Annotated in this window: 16 protein-coding genes; 8 read left to right on the top strand and 8 right to left on the bottom strand. The window is 59.6% G+C overall.

Translation table 11 applies throughout. From position 1 onward, the window contains the following. Positions 1–557 precede the first annotated feature (557 nt). The 4 genes from WLY71_RS22660 to WLY71_RS22645 are packed head-to-tail and all read left to right on the top strand — an operon-like array spanning position 558 to position 3,505. Positions 558–1,223 (top strand): amino acid ABC transporter permease, encoded by a 666-nt coding sequence (locus WLY71_RS22660; protein WP_347805322.1) that lies wholly within the window; start codon positions 558–560, stop codon positions 1,221–1,223. Beyond that, the gene (locus tag WLY71_RS22655) at positions 1,204–1,863 is read left to right on the top strand and encodes an amino acid ABC transporter permease (protein WP_008009608.1); all 660 of its coding nucleotides are present in this window, start codon (positions 1,204–1,206) and stop codon (positions 1,861–1,863) included. Before WLY71_RS22660 ends, WLY71_RS22655 begins: the two co-directional genes overlap by 20 nt. Next, on the top strand, positions 1,860–2,642 hold the full coding sequence (locus WLY71_RS22650; RefSeq protein ID WP_347805321.1) for an amino acid ABC transporter ATP-binding protein: 783 nt from the start codon (positions 1,860–1,862) through the stop codon (positions 2,640–2,642). Before WLY71_RS22655 ends, WLY71_RS22650 begins: the two co-directional genes overlap by 4 nt. Further along, positions 2,639–3,505: a transporter substrate-binding domain-containing protein gene (locus tag WLY71_RS22645; protein ID WP_347805320.1), complete on the top strand. Its 867-nt coding sequence runs from the start codon at positions 2,639–2,641 to the stop codon at positions 3,503–3,505. The genes WLY71_RS22650 and WLY71_RS22645 overlap by 4 nt, the downstream gene beginning before the upstream one ends. Positions 3,506–3,639: 134 nt before the next feature. On the opposite strand, the gene WLY71_RS22640 is transcribed toward WLY71_RS22645, so the two are convergent. Next, a complete protein-coding gene (locus WLY71_RS22640) occupies positions 3,640–4,800 on the bottom strand; it encodes an AAA family ATPase (protein WP_347805319.1) in 1,161 nt (386 codons plus the stop codon). A 304-nt stretch (positions 4,801–5,104) separates the two neighbouring features. On the opposite strand from WLY71_RS22640, the gene WLY71_RS22635 reads away from it, so the two are divergent. The 4 genes from WLY71_RS22635 (at position 5,105) to WLY71_RS22620 (ending at position 12,681) form a co-directional block, all read left to right on the top strand. Next, entirely contained in the window at positions 5,105–6,208 is a 1,104-nt protein-coding gene (locus WLY71_RS22635) for an efflux RND transporter periplasmic adaptor subunit (protein WP_347805318.1), read from the top strand. Then, positions 6,205–7,272 carry an efflux RND transporter periplasmic adaptor subunit gene (locus tag WLY71_RS22630; protein WP_347805317.1) on the top strand — a complete coding sequence of 356 codons (1,068 nt, stop codon included), beginning with the start codon at positions 6,205–6,207 and terminating at the stop codon, positions 7,270–7,272. The genes WLY71_RS22635 and WLY71_RS22630 overlap by 4 nt, the downstream gene beginning before the upstream one ends. Beyond that, positions 7,269–10,322, top strand: coding sequence for an efflux RND transporter permease subunit (locus tag WLY71_RS22625; RefSeq protein WP_347805316.1), 3,054 nt, complete (start codon positions 7,269–7,271; stop codon positions 10,320–10,322). The genes WLY71_RS22630 and WLY71_RS22625 overlap by 4 nt, the downstream gene beginning before the upstream one ends. A 100-nt stretch (positions 10,323–10,422) precedes the next feature. After that, complete coding sequence (locus WLY71_RS22620) at positions 10,423–12,681, top strand: glycoside hydrolase (protein WP_425589953.1); 2,259 nt, start codon at positions 10,423–10,425, stop codon at positions 12,679–12,681. A gap of 40 nt (positions 12,682–12,721) precedes the next feature. Here WLY71_RS22620 and WLY71_RS22615 read toward each other — a convergent pair whose 3' ends face one another. The 7 genes from WLY71_RS22615 to WLY71_RS22585 form a co-directional block, all read right to left on the bottom strand. After that, complete coding sequence (locus tag WLY71_RS22615; RefSeq protein ID WP_347805315.1) at positions 12,722–13,351, bottom strand: class I SAM-dependent methyltransferase; 630 nt, start codon at positions 13,349–13,351, stop codon at positions 12,722–12,724. Between the two features lie 196 nt (positions 13,352–13,547). Further along, on the bottom strand, positions 13,548–14,192 hold the full coding sequence (locus tag WLY71_RS22610) for a methionine ABC transporter permease (protein WP_347805314.1): 645 nt from the start codon (positions 14,190–14,192) through the stop codon (positions 13,548–13,550). After that, the gene (locus WLY71_RS22605; protein ID WP_347805313.1) at positions 14,182–15,303 is read right to left on the bottom strand and encodes a methionine ABC transporter ATP-binding protein; all 1,122 of its coding nucleotides are present in this window, start codon (positions 15,301–15,303) and stop codon (positions 14,182–14,184) included. The genes WLY71_RS22610 and WLY71_RS22605 overlap by 11 nt, the downstream gene beginning before the upstream one ends. Before the next feature lie 2 nt (positions 15,304–15,305). Further along, a complete protein-coding gene (locus tag WLY71_RS22600; protein ID WP_140680419.1) occupies positions 15,306–16,115 on the bottom strand; it encodes a MetQ/NlpA family ABC transporter substrate-binding protein in 810 nt (269 codons plus the stop codon). Between the two features lie 128 nt (positions 16,116–16,243). Beyond that, on the bottom strand, positions 16,244–17,596 hold the full coding sequence (locus tag WLY71_RS22595) for an LLM class flavin-dependent oxidoreductase (RefSeq protein ID WP_347805312.1): 1,353 nt from the start codon (positions 17,594–17,596) through the stop codon (positions 16,244–16,246). Next, on the bottom strand, positions 17,597–18,802 hold the full coding sequence (locus WLY71_RS22590) for an SfnB family sulfur acquisition oxidoreductase (protein ID WP_347805311.1): 1,206 nt from the start codon (positions 18,800–18,802) through the stop codon (positions 17,597–17,599). It lies immediately after the preceding gene. 38 nt (positions 18,803–18,840) lie between these two features. Next, complete coding sequence (locus WLY71_RS22585; RefSeq protein WP_347805310.1) at positions 18,841–20,082, bottom strand: SfnB family sulfur acquisition oxidoreductase; 1,242 nt, start codon at positions 20,080–20,082, stop codon at positions 18,841–18,843. Between the last annotated feature and the right edge of the window lie 230 nt (positions 20,083–20,312).

Raw genomic sequence — 20,312 nt, 5'->3', positions numbered from 1 at the left:
ACTTTTTCGACTTTGGCGTCGGGACGCATCATGACGGACTGGCTCCAGAAAGAAATCGGGAGCACAGCATCGGACATCAGGTTTCGGCTTGGAATGTGGGCTTCATGGAGCGCTTACAAAAAGCGTATCCCCTGTAGGAGTTGTCGAGTGAAACGAGGCTGCGATCTTTTGCTTTAAGGTTTCAGGCCACCCGCGCTTTCAACGCCCTGCGCAACGCCACCAGCAACTTCACGATGTCCTGCGGATCCAGCCGCTGTGGCACTTTTACGTCAGCCATTTTCTCTTCCTTGTGATGGTTCGGCCGGGGAGTCTGGCCAAAAGCTGTGCATCCTTGGAGGGGTATTCTGAAAAAAAGATCCTTCCTACAGCGCAAAGAAAAATAGTCGTCTTCCGCTGCCGCAGCAAATTCGGAGGATAGTTTTTTGCGTGATATCAATATGCTTTAACGGTATTTAAATTCTTCTTTTTATACCTTTAAAGTCGGTGCCTGCCGGGTGATTATCCATCGCCCATGGACTGCACCACCGTCGCTTACCCTGCGACGTCCAGGATGTTCAATGAACTTCGATTACGCATTTATCCTCAGCACCCTGCCGGCGTTTCTTAAAGCCGTGGGCGTGACGCTGCAGGTCGGCTTTATCGCCATTGGTACGTCGTTGCTGGTGGCGCTGATCAACGCGACGATTCTGGTGTTCCGCACGCCTTACTTGCAGCGCCTGGTCGGGCTGTATGTGGAACTGGCGCGCAACACCCCGCTGTTGATTCAACTGTTCTTCGTCTACTTCGCCTTGCCGGCGCTGGGCATCAAGGTCTCGGGCTTTGCGGCGGCGATCATCACCATGACCTTCCTCGGCGGCGCCTACCTTACTGAAGTGCTGCGTGCCGGCGTCGACGCGGTGCCTCAGACGCAACTCGAGTCCGGCCGCTCCATCGGCCTGTCCCACGGGCAGTTGCTGCGCTACGTGATCCTGCCACAAGCCGGCATCCTCAGCCTGCCGTCGCTGTTCGCCAACTTCATTTTCCTGCTCAAGGAAACCACCGTGGTCTCGGCGGTGGCGGTGCCGGAGATTCTCTACACCACCAAAAGCTACATCGCGCTCTACTACAAAACCTACGAAATGCTCGCCGTGCTGACGTTGATCTGTGTGCTGCTGTTTTTGCCGCTGTCGCTGCTGCTCAGCCGTCTGGAAAGGAGGCTCCAGCATGGCCAGTTCGGGTCTTGAATTGCTGTGGGTGTCGTTGCCGCAATTGGGCAAGGGCGCCGCGCAAACCTTGTCGATCTCTTTCCTGAGCATCGTCATCAGCACCGTTGGCGGCGTGCTCTATGGCGTGCTGCGCACGCTGAACTCGAAATGGCTGAACGCAATCCTGCGCGTTTATCTGGAATTGTTCCGCGCAATTCCGGTGCTGGTCTGGCTGTATTTGCTGTTCTTCGGTCTGCCGATTTTCTTCGGTCTGAGCATTCCGAGTTTCTGGTGCGCAGTGCTGGTGTTGTCGTTGTGGGGCGCCAGCGAAGTCGGCGAAGTGGTGCGCGGTGCGTTGCATTCGTTGCCTCGCGGGCAGCGTGAGGCAGGGTTGTCGATTGGTTTGGACGGCCCGCAACTCTACGGCTACGTGCTGTTGCCCCAGGCGCTGAAACGCATGACGCCACCGACCATCAACGTCTACACGCGGATCATCAAGACCAGCTCCCTGGCGGTGCTGATCGGTGTGGTTGACGTGATCAAGGTCGGTCAGCAGATCATCGAACGCACCTACGAATCAGTGCTGATCTACGGCGCACTGTTCCTGTTTTTCTTTTTCATCTGCTACCCGCTCTCGGCCGCCTCGCGCGTGCTGGAGCGGCGCTGGACGCAAGCATGAGCGCATTGATCGAGTTCAAGGGTTTCAACAAGTTTTTCGGCGAACAACAGGTGCTTAACAGCATCGATCTGCAAGTGAAGTCAGGCGAAGTAATCGTCATCCTCGGCCCCAGCGGCTGCGGTAAAAGCACCTTGCTGCGCTGCCTCAACGGTCTTGAAGTCGCCCACAGCGGCAGCTTGAATTTTGCCGGTCGTGAGTTGCTGGACAAAGGCACCGACTGGCGCGAGGTGCGGCAGCAGATCGGCATGGTGTTCCAAAGTTACCACCTGTTCCCGCACATGAGCGTACTCGACAACCTGCTGCTCGGCCCGCTCAAAGTGCAGAAGCGCGACCGTCGCGAGGCCCGTGCTCAGGCCGAAGCGTTGCTTGAGCGCGTGGGCCTTTCGGACAAGCGCGATGCCTTCCCGCGTCAGCTCTCCGGTGGCCAGCAGCAACGCATCGCCATCGTCCGTTCGCTGTGCATGAACCCGAACGTCATGTTGTTCGATGAAGTCACCGCCGCCCTCGACCCGGAAATGGTCAAGGAAGTGCTGGAAGTCATCCAGGGCCTGGCCCGCGAGGGCATGACCCTGTTGATCGTCACCCACGAAATGGCTTTTGCCCGCGCCGTGGCTGACCGAATTGTGTTCATGGATGCCGGGCGAATCCTCGAACAAAACCCTCCCGAGATTTTCTTTACGAACCCGCAAACCGCACGAGCGCAGCAGTTCCTGGAGAAGTTCTCCTACGTCGCCGCACTACCCAAAACGACTCAAACAAAGGAACTGGAACTGCTATGAAAACTGCCAAGTCTTCTCTGCTGCTACTCCCGCTACTCGGCCTCGCGTTGCTGGCCGGTTGCAACAAAACCGAAGAGCCCGCCAAACCGGCGGCCACCAGTGTCAGCTATCTGGAAAAAATCAAAGCACGGGACAAGCTGATCGTCGGTGTCTTCACCGATAAGCCGCCGTTTGGTTTCGTCGATGAAGCCGGGCGTTACGTGGGTTTCGATACCGACATCGGCCGCCAGTTTGCCAAGGATTTGCTGGGCGACGAGAACAAGGTCGAGTTCGTCGCGGTAGAACCGGCGAGCCGTATTCCGTTCCTGCAAAGCGACAAGGTTGATCTGATCCTGGCCAACATGACGGTGACGCCGGAGCGCAAGGAAGTGGTGGAATTCACCAACCCGAACCTCAAAGTTGCCGTGCAGGCGTTGGTGCCGCAGGCCAGTTCGGTGAAAAACCTTGATGACCTGGCGACCCGCACCACCATCGTCACCACCGGCACTACAGCCGATATCTGGCTGACCAAGAACCATCCGGACTGGAAACTGCTGAAGTTCGAGAAAAACTCCGAATCTCTGCAAGCGCTGGCCAATGGGCGCGGCGATGCGTATGCGCAGGACAATCTGGTGCTGTTCAGCTGGGCGAAACAGAACCCTGGCTACCGCGTGCTGACCCAGACGTTGGGCGCTGAAGCACCGATTGCGCCGGCGGTGAAGAAGGGCAATATCGAGCTGCGTGATTGGGTGAATACCGAGTTGGCGAAGCTGGGTGAAGAGAAGTTTTTGCTCAAGCTGTATGACCAATATGTGCGTAAAGAGCTGAGCGATGACACCAAGCCTGAGAGCGTGATTGTCGAGGGTGGGAAGTGGCAGGGGTGATTCTCTAACCTTTGCAGCGATCTTCCGGTCCTCATCGCGAGCAAGCTCGCTCCCACAATTGACCGTATTTCCCTGAACGAACTCGGTTAAAGGTGGGAGCGAGCTTGCTCGCGATTGGTTCTGTCAGGCGCCGATCAATCCGGCCAATACCACGCCGGCTCATCCAGCATCCGCTGCCCGACAATCCCGGTCTGGCCCAGGTTTTTCTCCAGCACAATGCAATTGCACTCCGGGTCCTCCTGCAACGCCGAAATCAACCGCCGTGCATGAGAAACCACCCACACCTGACACTGCTCCGACGCCTGGATAATCAACCGCGCCAACGCCGGCAACAGGTCCGGGTGCAGACTGGTTTCCGGCTCGTTCAACACCATCAGCGTCGGCGGCCGAGGCGTCAGCAGCGCTGCGACCAGCAGCAAATAGCGCAACGTCCCGTCCGACAGCTCGGCCGCCGACAAGGGCCTCAATAATCCTTCCTGGTAAAACTCGATCGCAAACCGACCACCCTGAAGCGGCGCGATGTTCAATCGCGCACCAGGGAAGGCGTCGCTGACGGCGGCCTGCAAGGCTTCGGGGTCGCCGATTTCTCGGATCGTCTGCAACGCGGCCGCCAGATCCCGACCGTCGTGATGCAGCACCGGCGTGCGGGTGCCCAATTGCGGTTGGCGCACCGGCGCGTCGGCGTCGCTGCGAAAGTGATCATAGAACCGCCAGCGGCGGATGAATTCACGCAGCTGCAGGACTTCCGGCGAGGTGCGAAAGCTGCCGACCTGATCGAACAGGCTGTCGAAATTCGGCGTGTGTTGGGCCAGCACCTCCCAGCCGCGATCGGCCCGGGTGCGGATCATCGGGCCGTCGCGGTCCACCAGCAGGCTGGCCGGGCGGTAGAACGGGCCGGACCAGATGCATTCCTTCTTGATTTCCGGGTCCAGAGAAAACTCGGAAAGGCTCGGCTCCGGCAGACCCAGCGCGATCGAGTAGCTGAAATCTTCCCCGGCAAACCCCAGGCGCAGGCGTATGGCGCCGTGCCGTAAGCTCGCCTCGATCGGGACTTCGCCGTTACGCATCCGTCGGGTGATGTTTTCCGGCCCGGCCCAGAAGGTCGAATCCAGCCCACCCTCGCGGGCCAATGCATTGACCACGCCGCCCTGAGCGGTTTCCGCCAGCAGGCGCAACGCGCGGTAGAGGTTGGATTTACCACTGCCGTTGGGGCCGGTGATCAGGTTCAACCGGCCCAGCGGAATCACCAATTTATTGATCGAGCGGTAATTGGCCACCGCGAGGGTTTTGAGCATGGGAAGCTTCCTGCTGTATGGCTCGCCAGTTTGCCTTATTGTCGGAAACACTGTGCCCCTGTAGCAGCTGGCGAAGCCTGCGTTCGGCTGCGCAGCAGTCGTAAAATCAGAACTAACGGTGCATCAGGCAGACCGTGCAAACCGGATTTACGACTGCTGCGCAGCCGAACGCAGGCTTCGCCAGCTGCTACAAGGGTCGCGGCGTATCGCTTTATTTCAAACCGTGAGGCGCCCCCTTGGAACCCTGTTCTACGCTCACAGTCGTATCGCCATTGGCACGTTCGTACAACACAAAGGAGTCTGCATGGTGGGTCCCGGATTGAAAACAGTGGTTGGCCTGAGCCTCCTTGTCCTGCTGAGCGCCTGTGGCGATAAAAAACCGGTCGAAAAGGACCGTCCGCGGGTATTCGTGCAAGAGGTAAAACCTGCGGATTACGCGGCGACGGTGACCCTGACCGGTGATGTTCAGGCGCGGGTCCAGACCGACCTGTCATTCCGCGTTGCCGGTAAGATCATCCAGCGTACAGTCGATGTCGGTGATCGGGTTTCGGCCAAACAAGTGCTGGCCAAGCTCGATCCCAAGGACCTGCAAACCAGCGTCGACTCGGCCCAGGCGCAGGTTGTTGCCGAACAGGCCCGAGTCAAACAGACCGCCGCCGCATTCGTTCGCCAGCAAAAACTCCTGCCCAAGGGCTATACCAGTCAAAGCGAGTACGATTCCGCCCAAGCCGCCTTGCGCAGCAGCCAAAGCGCCCTGACGGCGGCCCAGGCGCAACTGGCCAACGCCCGTGAACAACTGAGCTACACCGCGTTGGTTGCCGACGCGCCGGGGGTGATTACCGCACGCCAGGCCGAGGTCGGCCAGGTGGTGCAGGCCACCGTGCCGATTTTCAGCCTGGCCCGGGACGGTGAGCGCGATGCGGTGTTCAACGTCTACGAATCGCTGCTGACAGAGCCGCCGGAGGGTAAAATGGTGGTCGTCAGCCTGCTCGACAAACCTGAGATCAAAACCACCGGCACCGTTCGGGAAATCACCCCGGCAGTCTCTGCGCAGACCGGCACGGTGCAGGTCAAAGTCACTCTCAACGGACTACCGGAAGGCATGCAGCTCGGTTCGGTGGTGAGTGCCACGGCCAAGACGCCAGGCAAGTCGGCGGTCGAACTGCCCTGGTCGGCACTGACGAAAAATCTCAGCGACCCGGCCGTGTGGCTGGTGGACGATGAGGGCAAGGCACAGCTGCACACCGTCACTGTCGGCCGCTACTTGACGGGCAAAGTGATCATCAGCGCCGGCCTGAAGGGTGGCGAAAAAGTCGTCATCGCCGGCGGCCAGTTGCTGCACCCCGGCGTGAAGGTGGAGATCGCCGAAAACACCTATAAGGATTTAGCCGCGGGAGTCCAGCCATGAAGCGTCTGTTGCTGGTTTTCGCCGGTGTGATCCTGGTGGCCTGCTCGAAAAAAGAACCGCCACCGGAACCGATACGCCCGGTGCTGTCCATCAAGGTCCAGTCCCTGGACGAAGAAAACCTGGGCCGTTTCGCCGGCAGCATCCAGGCCCGTTATGAAAGCAATGTCGGCTTTCGGGTACCGGGACGCATTGCCAGCCGTAACGTCGATGTCGGTGCCGAAGTTGATAAAGGTGCGTTGCTCGCCACGCTCGACCCCACCGATCAGCAGAACCAGTTGCGCTCCGCTCAGGGTGATCTGGCCAGCGTCCAGGCGCAACTCATCAACGCCCGAGCCAGCGCCCGGCGTCAGCAAGAGTTGTTCGATCGCGGTGTGGGCGCCCAGGCGCAACTCGACGTCGCACAGACCGACCTCAAAACCACCCAGGCCTCCCTCGATCAAGCGAAGGCTGCGGTCGATCAGGCCAAGGACCAGCTCAACTACGTCGAACTGCGCGCCGATCACAAGGCCATCGTTACCGCGTGGAACGCCGAAGCCGGGCAAGTCGTCAGCGCCGGCCAGCAAGTGGTGACTTTGGCGCAGCCGGACATCAAGGAAGCCGTAATCGATCTGCCGGATACTTTGGTCGACCAGTTGCCGGAAGACGTGGTGTTCCAGGTTGCTGTCCAACTCGACCCGAGCATCACCACCACAGCCATCGTTCGCGAAATCGAACCTCAGGCGCAAAGTGCGACCCGCACCCGTCGCGCCCGCCTGACACTGACCGACACGCCACCGGGGTTTCGCCTGGGCACGGCGATCAGCGTGACCCTCAGCTCCGCGATCAAACCGCGTATCGAACTGCCCCTGACCGCGCTCCAGGAGATCGATGGCAAGTCGCGCATCTGGGTCATCGATCCGCAGACCCAAACCGTTTCCCCGCGAGACGTCAGCCTGGTCAGCCGCACTGACTCAACGATGGTCCTGGCCAACGGCGTGAAGTCCGGCGAGCGAGTGGTCAGTGCTGGCGTGAATAGCCTGAAACCGGGGCAGAAAGTAAAAATCGATGAGGACAGCCCGCAATGAAAGGGAGTTTCAACTTATCCGAATGGGCCCTCAAGCATCAGTCGTTTGTCTGGTATTTGATGTTCGTCGGGCTGCTGATGGGCGTGTTCTCGTACCTGAACCTGGGCCGCGAGGAAGACCCGTCGTTCACCATCAAAACCATGGTGATCCAGACCCGTTGGCCGGGCGCGACCCAGGAAGAAACCCTCAAGCAGGTCACTGACCGGATCGAGAAAAAACTCGAAGAGCTCGACTCGCTCGACTATGTGAAAAGCTACACCCGCCCCGGCGAGTCGACGGTCTTCGTTAACTTGCGTGATACCACCAGCGCCAAGGACATTCCGGAAATCTGGTACCAGGTGCGCAAGAAGATCAACGACATTCGCGGCGACTTCCCCCAAGGCCTGCAAGGGCCGGGATTCAACGATGAATTCGGTGACGTGTTCGGCTCGGTGTACGCCTTTACCGCCGACGGTTTGTCGATGCGCCAATTGCGCGATTACGTCGAGCAAGTCCGCGCCGAGATCCGCGAAGTGCCGGGGCTGGGCAAGGTCGAGATGGTCGGTGAGCAGGACGAAGTCCTCTACCTGAACTTCTCCACTCGCAAACTGGCGGCGCTGGGCATCGATCAGCGTCAGGTGGTGCAGAGCTTGCAATCGCAGAACGCGGTGACACCGGCCGGTGTGATCGAGGCCGGTCCCGAGCGGATTTCCGTGCGCACGACGGGGCAGTTTGCCTCCGAGAAAGACTTGGAAAACGTTAACCTGCGACTCAACGATCGTTTCTACCGCTTGGCCGACGTCGCCGAAATCAGCCGTGGCTATGTCGACCCGGCGACGCCGGAATTTCGCTTTAACGGCCACCCTGCTATTGGCCTCGCCATTGCGATGAAGAAGGGCGGCAACATTCAGGAGTTCGGCAAAGCGCTGCACCAGCGCATGAATGACCTGACCGCCGACCTGCCGGTGGGCGTCGGCGTGCACAACGTTTCCGATCAGGCCGAAGTGGTGGAAAAAGCCGTCGGTGGCTTCACCAGCGCATTGTTCGAAGCGGTGGTGATCGTGCTGATCGTCAGCTTTATCAGCCTCGGCGTGCGCGCCGGGTTGGTGGTGGCCTGCTCGATTCCGCTGGTGCTGGCGATGGTCTTCGTCTTCATGGAATACAGCGGCATCACCATGCAGCGGATTTCCCTCGGCGCATTGATCATCGCCCTCGGCCTGCTGGTGGATGACGCGATGATCACCGTCGAGATGATGGTCACGCGCCTGGAAATGGGCGAGACCAAGGAGCAAGCGGCCACGTTCGCTTACACCTCGACCGCGTTCCCGATGCTCACCGGTACGTTGGTGACGGTGGCCGGTTTCGTGCCCATCGGCCTGAACGCGAGCTCGGCCGGCGAGTACACCTTCACGCTGTTCGCGGTGATCGCGGTGGCCATGATCGTGTCGTGGATTGTCGCGGTGCTGTTCGCCCCGGTGATCGGCGTGCACATCCTCAGCGCCAAGGTGAAACCTCACGACGCAGAACCGGGGCGCATCGGTCGGGCGTTCAATTACGGCTTGCTTTGGGCCATGCGTAATCGTTGGTGGGCGATCGGCATCACCGTTGCACTGTTTGTGGCGTCGGTGTTTTCCATGCAGTTCGTGCAGAACCAGTTCTTCCCGTCCTCGGACCGCCCGGAAATCCTCGTCGACCTGAACCTGCCGCAAAACGCCTCGATCGCCGAAACCCGCAAGGCTGTGGACAAGCTCGAGGCGACGCTCAAGGACGACCCGGACATCGTGCGCTGGAGCACCTACATCGGCGAGGGTGCGATCCGTTTCTACCTGCCCCTCGACCAGCAATTGCAGAACCCGTACTACGCGCAATTGGTCATCGTCAGCAAAGGGCTGGAATCGCGTAACGCGCTTAGCCAGCGCTTGCGCGAGCGGCTGCGCAAGGATTTTGTCGGTATCGGCAGCTACGTCCAGGCGCTGGAAATGGGCCCGCCGGTAGGGCGGCCGATTCAGTATCGGGTCAGTGGCAAGGACATCGATCAGGTGCGCAAGCACGCCATCGCCTTGGCCACCGAACTGGATAAAAACTCGCACATCGGCGAGATCATTTACGACTGGAACGAACCGGGCAAAGTCCTGCGCATCGACATCGCTCAGGACAAGGCACGGCAATTGGGGCTGTCGTCGGAAGACGTGGCCAACCTGATGAACAGCATTGTGGTGGGTGCGCCGGTGACACAGGTCGACGACGATATCTACCTGATCAACGTGGTGGGTCGTGCGGAAGACGCCGAACGCGGCACCCCGGAAACCCTGCAGAATTTGCAGATCGTCACGCCGGGCGGCACGTCGATTCCGCTGCTGGCGTTCGCCACCGTGCGCTATGAACTTGAGCAACCGCTGGTCTGGCGCCGCGACCGCAAACCGACCATCACCATCAAGGCTGCGGTGCGCGACGAAATTCAGCCGACCGACCTGGTGAAACAACTCCAACCCGACATCGATAAATTCGCCGCCAGTTTGCCGGTGGGCTACAAGGTCGCCACAGGCGGCACCGTCGAGGAAAGCGGCAAGGCCCAGGGGCCAATTGCCAAGGTTGTGCCGTTGATGCTGTTTTTGATGGCGACCTTCCTGATGATCCAATTGCACAGCGTGCAGAAGCTGTTCCTGGTGGCCAGCGTCGCGCCACTCGGGCTGATCGGCGTGGTGCTGGCGCTGATCCCGACGGGCACGCCGATGGGCTTTGTGGCGATTCTGGGGATTCTGGCGCTGATCGGTATCATCATCCGCAACTCGGTGATTCTGGTGACGCAGATCGACGCCTTGGAGAAGGACGGTCATGCACCGTGGGATGCCGTGGTGCAAGCCACAGAGCATCGTCGCCGGCCGATTCTGCTGACGGCAGCGGCGGCGAGCCTGGGGATGATTCCGATCGCCCGGGAAGTGTTCTGGGGGCCGATGGCTTACGCGATGATTGGCGGGATTATTATTGCGACGTTGCTGACGTTGCTGTTTTTGCCGGCGCTTTATGTGGCTTGGTACAAGATTCGCGAACCGAAAACAGAGGTGCAGTAATTGATGCGTTGATCGTTCCCGAGTGACGTTTGGGAACGGTCCTACTTACATGGCCGGTGCGTTGCTGTACGGTCCCTTTCCAAATGGAGGAGGGACTTCGATGTCACCGATGACCTATTGTCTGCGCTATGTGCTGTTGCTCGGCGCTCTGTTGTGTTCACCCCCGACGCTGGCCGACAGTGTGCTGGAAAATTCGCTGTGGCGCGTCGAACTCGATCCCGCCACGCTGGCGATCCGCGTCATCCCCGCACAAAATTCGCCAGTACAAGCCTCGTCGGGCGTTACCGGGTATAAGGTCAGCAACCTCAAGCAAAGCGCCAATCGCATGGACTGGCAGTGGGATGACGGCGCCTGGACGCTGAGTGCCGCCCTCGATCAGCGTGACCTGTCCCTGTCCATCACGGCCCGTGATCCCGGTGAGCTGAGCTTTCTAAAACAGCCCGGCAGTTCTATGGGCAAAGGACTGATCTGGCCGCTGGCCGAGGGGCGTTACGTGCCTGCCGGTGATCCGCTGTGGCAAACCTTTCTGCTCGATCAGGGGGCGTTCAATACCACCCAAGACCTGAGTTTGCCGCTGTGGGGCGTTGATCACGGTGGCTTCACGCTGAACTGGCTGATGACCAACCCTTACAACAATCGCCTGATCTTCAGCGCCGAAAACAACAACACCCTTGCTCTGACTGTCCATCATCAGTTCACCTCCCTTGAGCCCAATGCACCGCTGACTTTCAAGCTGTCGTTGGGTGATGCCGATCTGTTGGCGGGTGCCAAGCGCTATCGGAAATGGTTGGTCGACAGCGGGCAATACGAAACCTTGAGCGACAAACTGCTGAAGACTCCCGAAGCCAAAAAGCTCCTGGGAGCCAGTCATGTTTATCTGTGGGGTAACGACCTGCTCGGACCGGACGATATTCGAAGCTGGCCAGCTTTGCTGAAAGGGTTGCGCGGTAACGGTGTACTGGCCAGCGAGTTACGGACCAGTTTTGACGCTGAAAGCTCGCAGTTACTGGCCCGGGCTGAGCCACCGCTTGATCGTTACCAGCAAGTCACGTTGCTACGCAGCCTCAATGCTGCGCTCAACAAGAAGGCACGCAGCGGCTGGCAGTCTGTCGTCGAACCGGACATGCAAAAACTGGCTGACGGCTACGGCGTGTTACGTGCAGAGCTGGCAGTGGCATTCTCCGATGCTGTGACGGCAAACCCGGAACGCTGGGGCAATACCTTGTCACCAACGACCATCGAACAACTGAAAGCTGCCGGATTGTCACGATTATGGCTAGGCCTTGGCGAGGGTTGGGAAGGGGGGCTCTGGCACCCTGAAACGGTGCATCAAGGCGTTGCCGCAGGCTACCTGGTGGCGCCTTATGATTCCTATGAGACGGCACTGACCATCACTGAAAACCCGGACTGGACCACTGCGTATCTGGGCTCCAGAGCCAATCAGGAATGTGCGATCGTGTTGGAAGCCGGGACGTTCAAAAGCGGGTTTCAGCAATTGGGGCATTACACCGATCCGCGTTGTGTTCGGCCATTGCTTGAGGCGCGCATCAAGGCTGTACAGAGCAAGGCCGGGTTCAATAGCTGGTTTCTGGACGCCTACGCCACCGGCATGCTGTTCGACAGCTACCGTGTGGGAGCGACCATGACTCAGGTGCAAAATGCCGAGGGCAACATCGACGCCTCGCGCTGGGTCAACGAGACGTTGAAGCTACCGACCGGCTCCGAGGATGGCAACGCCACCACGGCCCAAGGTGTACTGTTTGCCCATGGGATGCAGACACCGGTGATCGGCTGGGGGGATTCGGATATGAGCAAGAATCCGAAGTCGCCCTATTACCTGGGCCGCTGGTTTCCTGATGAACAGCCGCAGGTTTTCTTCAAAATCGTGCCACTCAAGGAACCCTACCGCACGGTTCACTTTGCTCCGCAAACGCGCTTGCCGCTTTATCAGGCGGTGTTCCATGGCTCGGTGATCACCACCCATCATTGGCTGTTCGACAGCCTTAAGTTGAGCAATGTGCGCGCCGAGAATGAGCTGACTCAATTGCTCTACAACGTGCCGCCGCTGTATCACCTGAGTGCGGCGACGCTGAAGCAGCGGTTACCGGTGATTGCTCGTCAGGATGTTTTCTTCCGCCCGCTGCATGAGCGTCTGGCGACTCAGGCGATGACAGATTTCCGTTGGCTGACTGAGGATCGTCAGGTACAGCAGACAACGTTCGCCGATGGCACCAGACTGGTGGCGAATTTTGATTTACGCGAACGTGAGATTGATGGGCGACAGCTGGCCGATCGAAGCATCACCGCGTTTGACGCGAATGGGGGAGTGGCAACCTATCAAGTCGCTGTGCAACGTTAGAAAACCTTCGCGAGCTTGCTCGCGATTGCGTCCTGACAGGCTACGCCGGCTTACGCCAAACACTCGCCAACCAAGGCTGCTGCTCGCGCGGCAGTCCCGCCGGCCGGTAGTAATGCCCCAGCTCCACAAACCCTGCCGCCGTCAGCAATTGCTGCCACGTCTCAAGATCGTGGTACGCCCCATAACGCGGCCCATTCCACCCCTCCTGATTCTCGCCACGCGGATTGGAACTGAACAACACCCCGCCCGGCTTCAAAGCTCCGTGCAACTCCTTCAATACCCGAGGCAATTCCTGACGCGGAATATGAAACAACACCGCATTGGCGAAGATCCCGTCAAAGCGCTCAGCCGGCAAATCCAGCTTCAGAAAATCCTGCTGCCAGACTTCACAGCCGCTGTCTTCCTGCGCCATCTGCGCAAACTTCTCCGAGCCATCAAGCCCGACAGCGGTGTGGCCCATGCGCGTGAAGGTTTGCAAATCACGACCCGGCCCGCAGCCGAAGTCGAGAATGTCGAACGGTGCCTCACCCTGAATATGCCGCAGCAGCGCAGCAATGTTCTGGCTGACATCGTGATCGCGAGTCCCTTCGCGAAAACTTTCAGCCACCGAGTTGTAATGGCCCAGGGTGGTGGAGGTGATCTGCTCGAGGTCGGTGGGGGTCTGTTTCATGGTCGGCTGCGCAGGCAATGTGAGTTCGCCGAATATACGCCATGAGGCAGAAGGCTGCTGTGCAGCCATCGTCGGAACGCCGCCCGGAGCAAGCTCGCTCCCACACTGGACCGCGCCGAATACAAATTTTGTGTTCGCCGAAGATTAAATGTGGGAGCGAGCTTGCTCGCGATAGCGGTATCTCTGACGACCAGACTCAACGCTTGTTCAACCCCCGAGCCAAGCGATCTCCACCCAATTGGATAATCGCCACCAACACCACCAGCAACACAATCACCGTCAACATGATCTGGCTATCAAACCGCTGGTACCCATACCGATAAGCGATGTCGCCCAACCCGCCGGCACCAATCGCCCCGGCCATGGCCGACGAGTTGATCATCGTCACCAACGTAATGGTGAAACCGCCGACAATCCCCGGCAGCGACTCGGGCAACAACACATGCCAAACGATATGCCAGCGCCGGCAACCCATCGCCTGCGCCGCTTCGATCAACCCGTGATCAACCTCACGCAAACTGACTTCGGCGATACGCGCAAAGAACGGCGTGGCGGCAATGGTCAGCGGCACCACGGCCGCCCAAACGCCGTACGTGGTGCCGACGATCAACCGCGTGAACGGAATCAGCGCCACCATCAAAATCAGAAACGGAATCGAGCGGAACAGGTTCACGAACGCGCCCAACGCACGGTTCAGCGCCGGAGCCTCGTAAATCCCGCCCTTGGAACTGGTGACCAGAATCACCGCCAGCGGAATGCCCGCCAGCAGCGCGATCAATGACGACACGCCGACCATCAGGAAGGTGTCGATGAAGCCTTGCAGCAAGCGATCAAACCACATAACCCAGCACCTCCACCTGTTGAGCCCAGTTGCCGGCGCGTTGACGCAATTCCTCTGCGCCAAGGGACGAGCCGGTCACTGCTAACAGCAATTGCCCGAGGGCATGGCCCTGAATCCGTTCCACGCCACCTTGCAGCAAACGCACGCGACCACCGAGGGCACTGAACAACGCCGCCAAGTCAGGCTCGTCGCTAGCGCTGCCAGTGAACTGCAAACGCAGCACAACAGCGGCGTCCGAGGACTGTGGATGTGCCTGCAAGCGGCTTTGCAGTTCTTCCGGCAAACCGTGTTGCAACGGCGCCAGCAAGGTTTTGCTGACCTCGTGCTGGGGGTTGCCGAAGACTTCCCAGACCGGCCCTTGTTCGACGATTCTCCCGTGTTCCAGCACGACGACCCGATCACAGATATCGCGAATCACCGCCATCTCGTGGGTGATCAGCACGATGGTCAGGCCCAGGCGCTGATTGATCTCGCGCAGCAGGCCGAGGATTGATTGCGTGGTCTCCGGGTCGAGCGCCGAAGTGGCTTCGTCGCACAGCAGAATCGCCGGGTCATGCACCAAGGCGCGGGCGATGCCGACGCGCTGTTTCTGCCCGCCGGAAAGCTGCGCCGGGTAGGCCTTGTGTTTCTCTTGCAGGCCTACCAGTTCCAGCAATTCGCGGACTTTCTTCTCGCGTTTTTCCTTCGGCACACCGGCGACTTTCAACGGCAATTCGACGTTCTGCCAAACCGTCTTGGCCGACATCAGGTTGAAGTGCTGGAAGATCATGCCGATGCGCCGACGCAGGGCTACCAGGCGGTCTTCATCGAACTCGCCGATGTCGACCTGATCGATCAGCACGCGGCCCGTGCTCGGTTGTTCCAGGCGGTTGATGGTGCGGATCAGCGACGACTTGCCGGCGCCGCTGCGGCCGATGATGCCGAACACCTCACCGCGCTGGATCGCCAGGTCGATGCCGTGCAGTGCCGCCACTGGGCCTTGCTGACCGTTGTAGGTTTTGCCCAGGCCGATGAAGCGTACGTGAGCGCGGTTCAGGTCTGGGTGCAGTTCGGTTTGTGCGGCTTTATGTGGCGCTGGAATATCCAGTCGCCGTTGGATAGCGGCCGTCATTTTCAGCTTTCCCAGCCGGCTTGGTAAAGCTTGCCGTGGGCCTTATCCAGTGCTGCACGAACGGCCGGAGAATGCTGGTAGATGTCGACGAATTTGATCAGGCGCGGGTCGGTTTTGCTTTTCGGCTGGATCACGAACTGGATCACGTATTCCTTGTGATCGAGGCCGTCGAACAGCAGGGCGGAGCCGGCATCGAAGGTCTTCGACAGGCGAATGTAGGCTGGGTAACCCTGGACTAGATCGGCGTCGTCATAGGCGCGTACCAGTTGCACGGCTTCGACCTGCAGGATTTTGATTTTTTTCGGATTGGCGATGATGTCTTCTTCGGTGGCCTTGTAGCCGACGCCCGGTTTGAGCGTGATCAGACCGGCCTTGGCCAACAGTTGCAGACCGCGACCGCTGTTGATCGGGTCATTGGCGATCGCCACGCTGGCGCCTTCCGGTAGCTCGTCGAAGCTTTTGTATTTCTTCGAGTAGAGGCCGACGTTGTTGATGATCCCCGGTGCGAATGGCACGAGGTCAAAACCGGCGGCGGCCTTGGCGTTTTCCAGGAACGGGACGTGCTGGAAGTAGTTCACGTCGATGTCCCCGGCAGCGAGGCTGACGTTGGGCGCGATCCAGTCGCTGAACTCCACCAGGTCGACTTGCAGGCCTTGTTTCTTGGCTTCTTCGACGGCGGCTTCCAGGGGAATGGCGAAAGCGGCGGTGGTGCCGACTTTCAGCGGCGCGTCGGCGGCGAAGGTGATGGAGCTGAAAAGGCCGAGGGCCAGGGCCAGTGCTTTGACTGGGTGGTTGAATAGTTTTTTGGTCATGATGGTTATTCCAGTCAGTGCATAAATTTTGGGTGTTTGGGAGGGCCTCATCGCGGGCAAGCCCGCTCCCACAGTGGATTTTTGGTGTTCACACAATCCCTGTGGGAGCTGGCTTGCCCGCGATGCTTTTAGCGTCGGTAAGCCGAACCCGTATGTTGCTCAGGCAAATGCGCCGCGCCGTGAAACAGTTTTTCCCGCAGGCTGCCAGGGTCGTAAGCGGTCTTGTACGACCCACGCCGTTGCAACTCCGGGATCACCAAATCGATGAAATCCACATAGCTTTCCGGCGTGACAATCCGCGTCAAGTTGAAGCCATCCAGGCCGGTTTCGGCGATCCAGGATTCCAGCTCATCGGCGACCTGCTCAGGCGACCCAACCACGGTGATGTAGCGACCACCGAGGGCGTGTTGCTCGAGTAATTTGCGGCGAGTCCAGTCGTTGTTTTGCAGGTTCCTGGTGGCGGACTGGATCGCGTTACTCTTCACGTACTGGATCGGTTCGTCGATGGCGTATTCGGAAAAATCGATCCCGGTGGAGGCCGAGAAATGCGCCACGCCGGCCTCGGCGCTGGCGTAGCTCAAGTACTCGGCGTGCTTGGCCCAAGCCAGCTCTTCGGTGGCGCCGACAATCACGTTCAGCCCCATGAACACCTTGATGTCCTCGGGGTTGCGCCCGGCCTCGACGGCACTGGCGCGCACCTTGTCCACTTGAATTTTGGTCGACGGTTTGTTCTGGCCACTGATGAACACGCACTCGGCATGTCGCCCGGCGAACAGCAAACCGCGATCCGAACTGCCGGCCTGGAACAGCACCGGCGTGCGCTGCGGCGAGGGTTCGCAGAGGTGATAACCCTCGACCTGATAGAACTCGCCCTTGTGCTCGACCTTGTGCACTTTCTCGGGCTGCGCGTAGATCCGCTGCTGCGGATCGTTAAGCACCGCGCCGTTCTCCCAGCTGCCTTCCCAGAGTTTGTAGAGCACTTGCAGGTATTCATCGGCCTGGTCGTAACGACGGTCGTGTTCGACCTGTTCGCTCAGGCCCATGGCTTTGGCGGCGCTGTCGAGGTAACCGGTGACGATGTTCCAGCCGACCCGACCACGGCTCAGGTGATCGAGCGTGGACATGCGTCGGGCGAACAGATACGGCGGTTCGTAAGTCAGGTTGGCGGTGAGGCCGAAGCCAAGGTTTTTTGTCACTGCGGTCATGGCCGAGACCAGCAGCAGCGGGTCATTGACCGGCAGCTGGATTGACTCTTTGAGCGGTACGTCCACCGAGTTTTGGTAGACGTCGTAAACCCCGACGATGTCAGCGATGAACAGGCCATCGAACAGTCCACGCTCCAGTAATTGCGCCAGTTCGGTCCAGTATTCAATCGTCTTGTACTGAGTGGAGTTGTCCCGTGGATGCGTCCACAAACCTTGGTTGATGTGCCCGATGCAGTTCATGTTGAACGCGTTGAGCAAAATCTTTTTCTTGGCCATTTAGATGGTCCCCCGCAGTGGCGGGTTTTCATCGTTGAGGTAGTAGTTGCCGACGGCGTGATACTTCCAGCGCACCGGGTCGTGCAGCGTGTGCACCCGTGCGTTGCGCCAATGACGGTCCAGACCGTGTTCGCTCAGGGTTGCTTGACTGCCCGCCAGTTCGAACAATGTGCTGCCGGCGGCAAGTGAGATCTCGGTGCTGATGGCGCGGGCTTCGGCGACGGCAATCGACGCGGCGGCGACGGTCCCGGCGTTGGTGTCGGCCTGAGCCTTGTCGAGGAATTCGCCAGAGCGTTCCAGCAAGGCTTCGGTGGCGTGCAGACGAATGCTCAAGTGGCCGAAGCTCTTGATGGTCAGCGGGTCTTCGGTGGCTTTGTCGTTGCCGGAATCGATCCACGGCCGGGTCTTGGTGCGCACGAAATGCAGCGCATCTTCATAAGCGGCGCGGGCGATACCGGTGTCGATAGCGGCATGAAGAATCTGCGCCAGCGGGCCGACGGTGGTCGGGCGCTCGAACGCACTTTGAAACGGGATCACGTCTTCGGCGGCGACGTAAACATCTTCAAACACCACCGAACCGCTGCCGGTGGTGCGCTGGCCGAAGCCGCTCCAGTCGTCGATTACCGTCAGACCCTTGGCATTACGAGGGACGAAAGCGAGTTGCTGAACACCGTTTTCATCCACGACCGACGTCGGAATGCGCTGGGCATAAATAGCGCCCGTGGCGTAAAACTTGCGGCCGTTGATGCGATAGCCGTCACGTTCTCCATGCAGATCAGGGGTCAGGCTGGTGACGCGGTCATGGGCGGTTTTGGTGCCCAGTTCCGCGAGGGCATTGCCGAAGCGCTGGCCGGCCAGCACATCTGCGTACAGGCGTTTTTTCTGCTCTTCGCTGCCATTCACCCGCAACACTTCGAGCGCGTAGAAATGGTTCTGCGGGATCTGGCCGAGCGAGCCATCAGCCTGGGCGATCAGCGCGATCACCTTGGCCAGGGTGACGTTGGAAACGCCAGCGCCGCCATATTCTTTTGGCACGCTGATGCCCCAAAGACCCGAGCGGGAAAACACCTCCAGTTCCGGGTGTGGCAAACGGCGTTCGCGGTCGCGCAGGGCGCTGTCGCGTTTGAAATCTTCGGCCAGGTCACTGGCGACGATCAGGGCTTGCTCATCGCTGGTTATGACCGCGACGTGGTGAGAAAGAGTCATGTGTTTCTCCAGAGATCTGGTCAAAAGTGTTCTGGTCGTTAAATCCAGGAGTGCCGGGCGGGCAGAGTGCCGTTCAAGTGGTAAGTGCCGACTGCGTGATATTTCCAGCGCACCGGGTCGTGCAGCGTGTGCACGCGGGCGTTGCGCCAATGGCGGTCGAGGTTGAATTCGGCGAGGGTGGCGCGGCTGCCGGCCAGTTCGAAAAGCTTTTCGCTGGCCAGCAGCGAGATCTCGGTGGTCAGGACTTTGGCTTCGGCCACGGCAATCGAAGCGCGGGCGGCGGACTCGGCGGTGAGCGGCGCGGCGTTGACCTGATCGAGCACTTGCCCGGCCTTGCGCAGCAGCGCTTCGGCGGCGTGCAGTTCGATTTTCAGTTTGCCGATGTCGGCAATCACATAGAGGTCGTCGCTGGCCCGTTCGACCTTGGCGTCGATCCACGGCCGTGCACGGGTTTTCACGAACGCGATGGCGTCGTCGATAGCGCCCCGGGCGATGCCGGCGTCAATGGCCGCTTGAATCAGCTGCGACACGGCACCCTGAATGTTCGGGCTGTCATTGATCTTCCAGTTATCCACCACCAGCTCGGCGTCGACCTGCACGTTGTTGAGCAAAATGGTGCCGCTGGCGGTGGTGCGTTGGCCGAACCCCGACCAGTCATCAACGATGCGCAGGCCAGGAGTGCCGCGGCGGACGAAGGCCAGAACCTGCTTGCCATCGTCGTTCAGCGCCTTGACGGCGACCCAGTGGGCGAACAGGGCGCCGGTGGAATAGAACTTCTGCCCGTTGAGGACGAAGCCGTCGCCGCTGGCGATGATTCGTGCCTTGAGTTCGAGGGTGTTTTTGGTGCCGCGCTCAGGTCCCGCGTTACCGATTCGCCAGCCGTCGAGCACACTTTTGAACAGCTGCTTTTTTTGCGATTCAGTGGCGCTGCCGAGCACCAGGTTGAGAATGCCGAACTGGTTCTGCGGGATCTGTCCCAGTGCCGGGTCGGCCGCGGAAATGATCGCGAAGACTTCGGCAAGGGTGACGAACGAAACCTGCGGGCCACCGTATTCGCGCGGGATGGCAATGCTGCCCAGGCCGCTGCGGGTGAACTGTTCGATTTCCGACCACGGCAGCTTGCGCTGCTGGTCGCGTTTGGCTGCTTGCAGACGGGCGACTTGCGCCAGCTCATGGGCGGCCTTGATGGCTTGTGCGTCGTTACGCAAGACCTGCGCGGGCAAAAACGGGGGGGCGATGTCCAGATCACTCTGAACGATTGCATCTGCCAGACTGGACATCAGTGCCGCTCCTTGGCTGCACGCAATGCCCTGGCGATCTGCACTGGGGTGATTGTGTTCCGGACCATACCTACCTCACATCTCATGGAAACGCCGCGATGATTGCGACGAACGAAAACAAGAATGTCCGGTGGTCCGGTGCATATACCCTAAGCGTGTATAAAAAATTAATAAACTAACTTTTAGGAATATGCATAGAAGGGGCTTCAATAGGCTGAGCGCGGACCCTG

The organism is Pseudomonas rossensis (assembly GCF_039888995.1).
GTDB classification, from domain to species: domain Bacteria; phylum Pseudomonadota; class Gammaproteobacteria; order Pseudomonadales; family Pseudomonadaceae; genus Aquipseudomonas; species Aquipseudomonas rossensis.
This window is presented reverse-complemented; position numbering and strand designations above follow the sequence as displayed.

Excerpts from the sequence above, each read along its gene's own strand:
- WLY71_RS22660 (WP_347805322.1), top strand. The coding sequence starts at position 558 with ATGAACTTCGATTACGCATTTATCCTCAGCACCCTGCCGGCGTTTCTT.
- WLY71_RS22655 (WP_008009608.1), top strand. The coding sequence starts at position 1,204 with ATGGCCAGTTCGGGTCTTGAATTGCTGTGGGTGTCGTTGCCGCAATTG.
- WLY71_RS22650 (WP_347805321.1), top strand. The coding sequence starts at position 1,860 with ATGAGCGCATTGATCGAGTTCAAGGGTTTCAACAAGTTTTTCGGCGAA.
- WLY71_RS22645 (WP_347805320.1), top strand. The coding sequence starts at position 2,639 with ATGAAAACTGCCAAGTCTTCTCTGCTGCTACTCCCGCTACTCGGCCTC.
- WLY71_RS22640 (WP_347805319.1), bottom strand. The coding sequence starts at position 4,800 with ATGCTCAAAACCCTCGCGGTGGCCAATTACCGCTCGATCAATAAATTG.
- WLY71_RS22635 (WP_347805318.1), top strand. The coding sequence starts at position 5,105 with ATGGTGGGTCCCGGATTGAAAACAGTGGTTGGCCTGAGCCTCCTTGTC.
- WLY71_RS22630 (WP_347805317.1), top strand. The coding sequence starts at position 6,205 with ATGAAGCGTCTGTTGCTGGTTTTCGCCGGTGTGATCCTGGTGGCCTGC.
- WLY71_RS22625 (WP_347805316.1), top strand. The coding sequence starts at position 7,269 with ATGAAAGGGAGTTTCAACTTATCCGAATGGGCCCTCAAGCATCAGTCG.
- WLY71_RS22620 (WP_425589953.1), top strand. The coding sequence starts at position 10,423 with ATGTCACCGATGACCTATTGTCTGCGCTATGTGCTGTTGCTCGGCGCT.
- WLY71_RS22615 (WP_347805315.1), bottom strand. The coding sequence starts at position 13,351 with ATGAAACAGACCCCCACCGACCTCGAGCAGATCACCTCCACCACCCTG.
- WLY71_RS22610 (WP_347805314.1), bottom strand. The coding sequence starts at position 14,192 with ATGTGGTTTGATCGCTTGCTGCAAGGCTTCATCGACACCTTCCTGATG.
- WLY71_RS22605 (WP_347805313.1), bottom strand. The coding sequence starts at position 15,303 with ATGACGGCCGCTATCCAACGGCGACTGGATATTCCAGCGCCACATAAA.
- WLY71_RS22600 (WP_140680419.1), bottom strand. The coding sequence starts at position 16,115 with ATGACCAAAAAACTATTCAACCACCCAGTCAAAGCACTGGCCCTGGCC.
- WLY71_RS22595 (WP_347805312.1), bottom strand. The coding sequence starts at position 17,596 with ATGGCCAAGAAAAAGATTTTGCTCAACGCGTTCAACATGAACTGCATC.
- WLY71_RS22590 (WP_347805311.1), bottom strand. The coding sequence starts at position 18,802 with ATGACTCTTTCTCACCACGTCGCGGTCATAACCAGCGATGAGCAAGCC.
- WLY71_RS22585 (WP_347805310.1), bottom strand. The coding sequence starts at position 20,082 with ATGTCCAGTCTGGCAGATGCAATCGTTCAGAGTGATCTGGACATCGCC.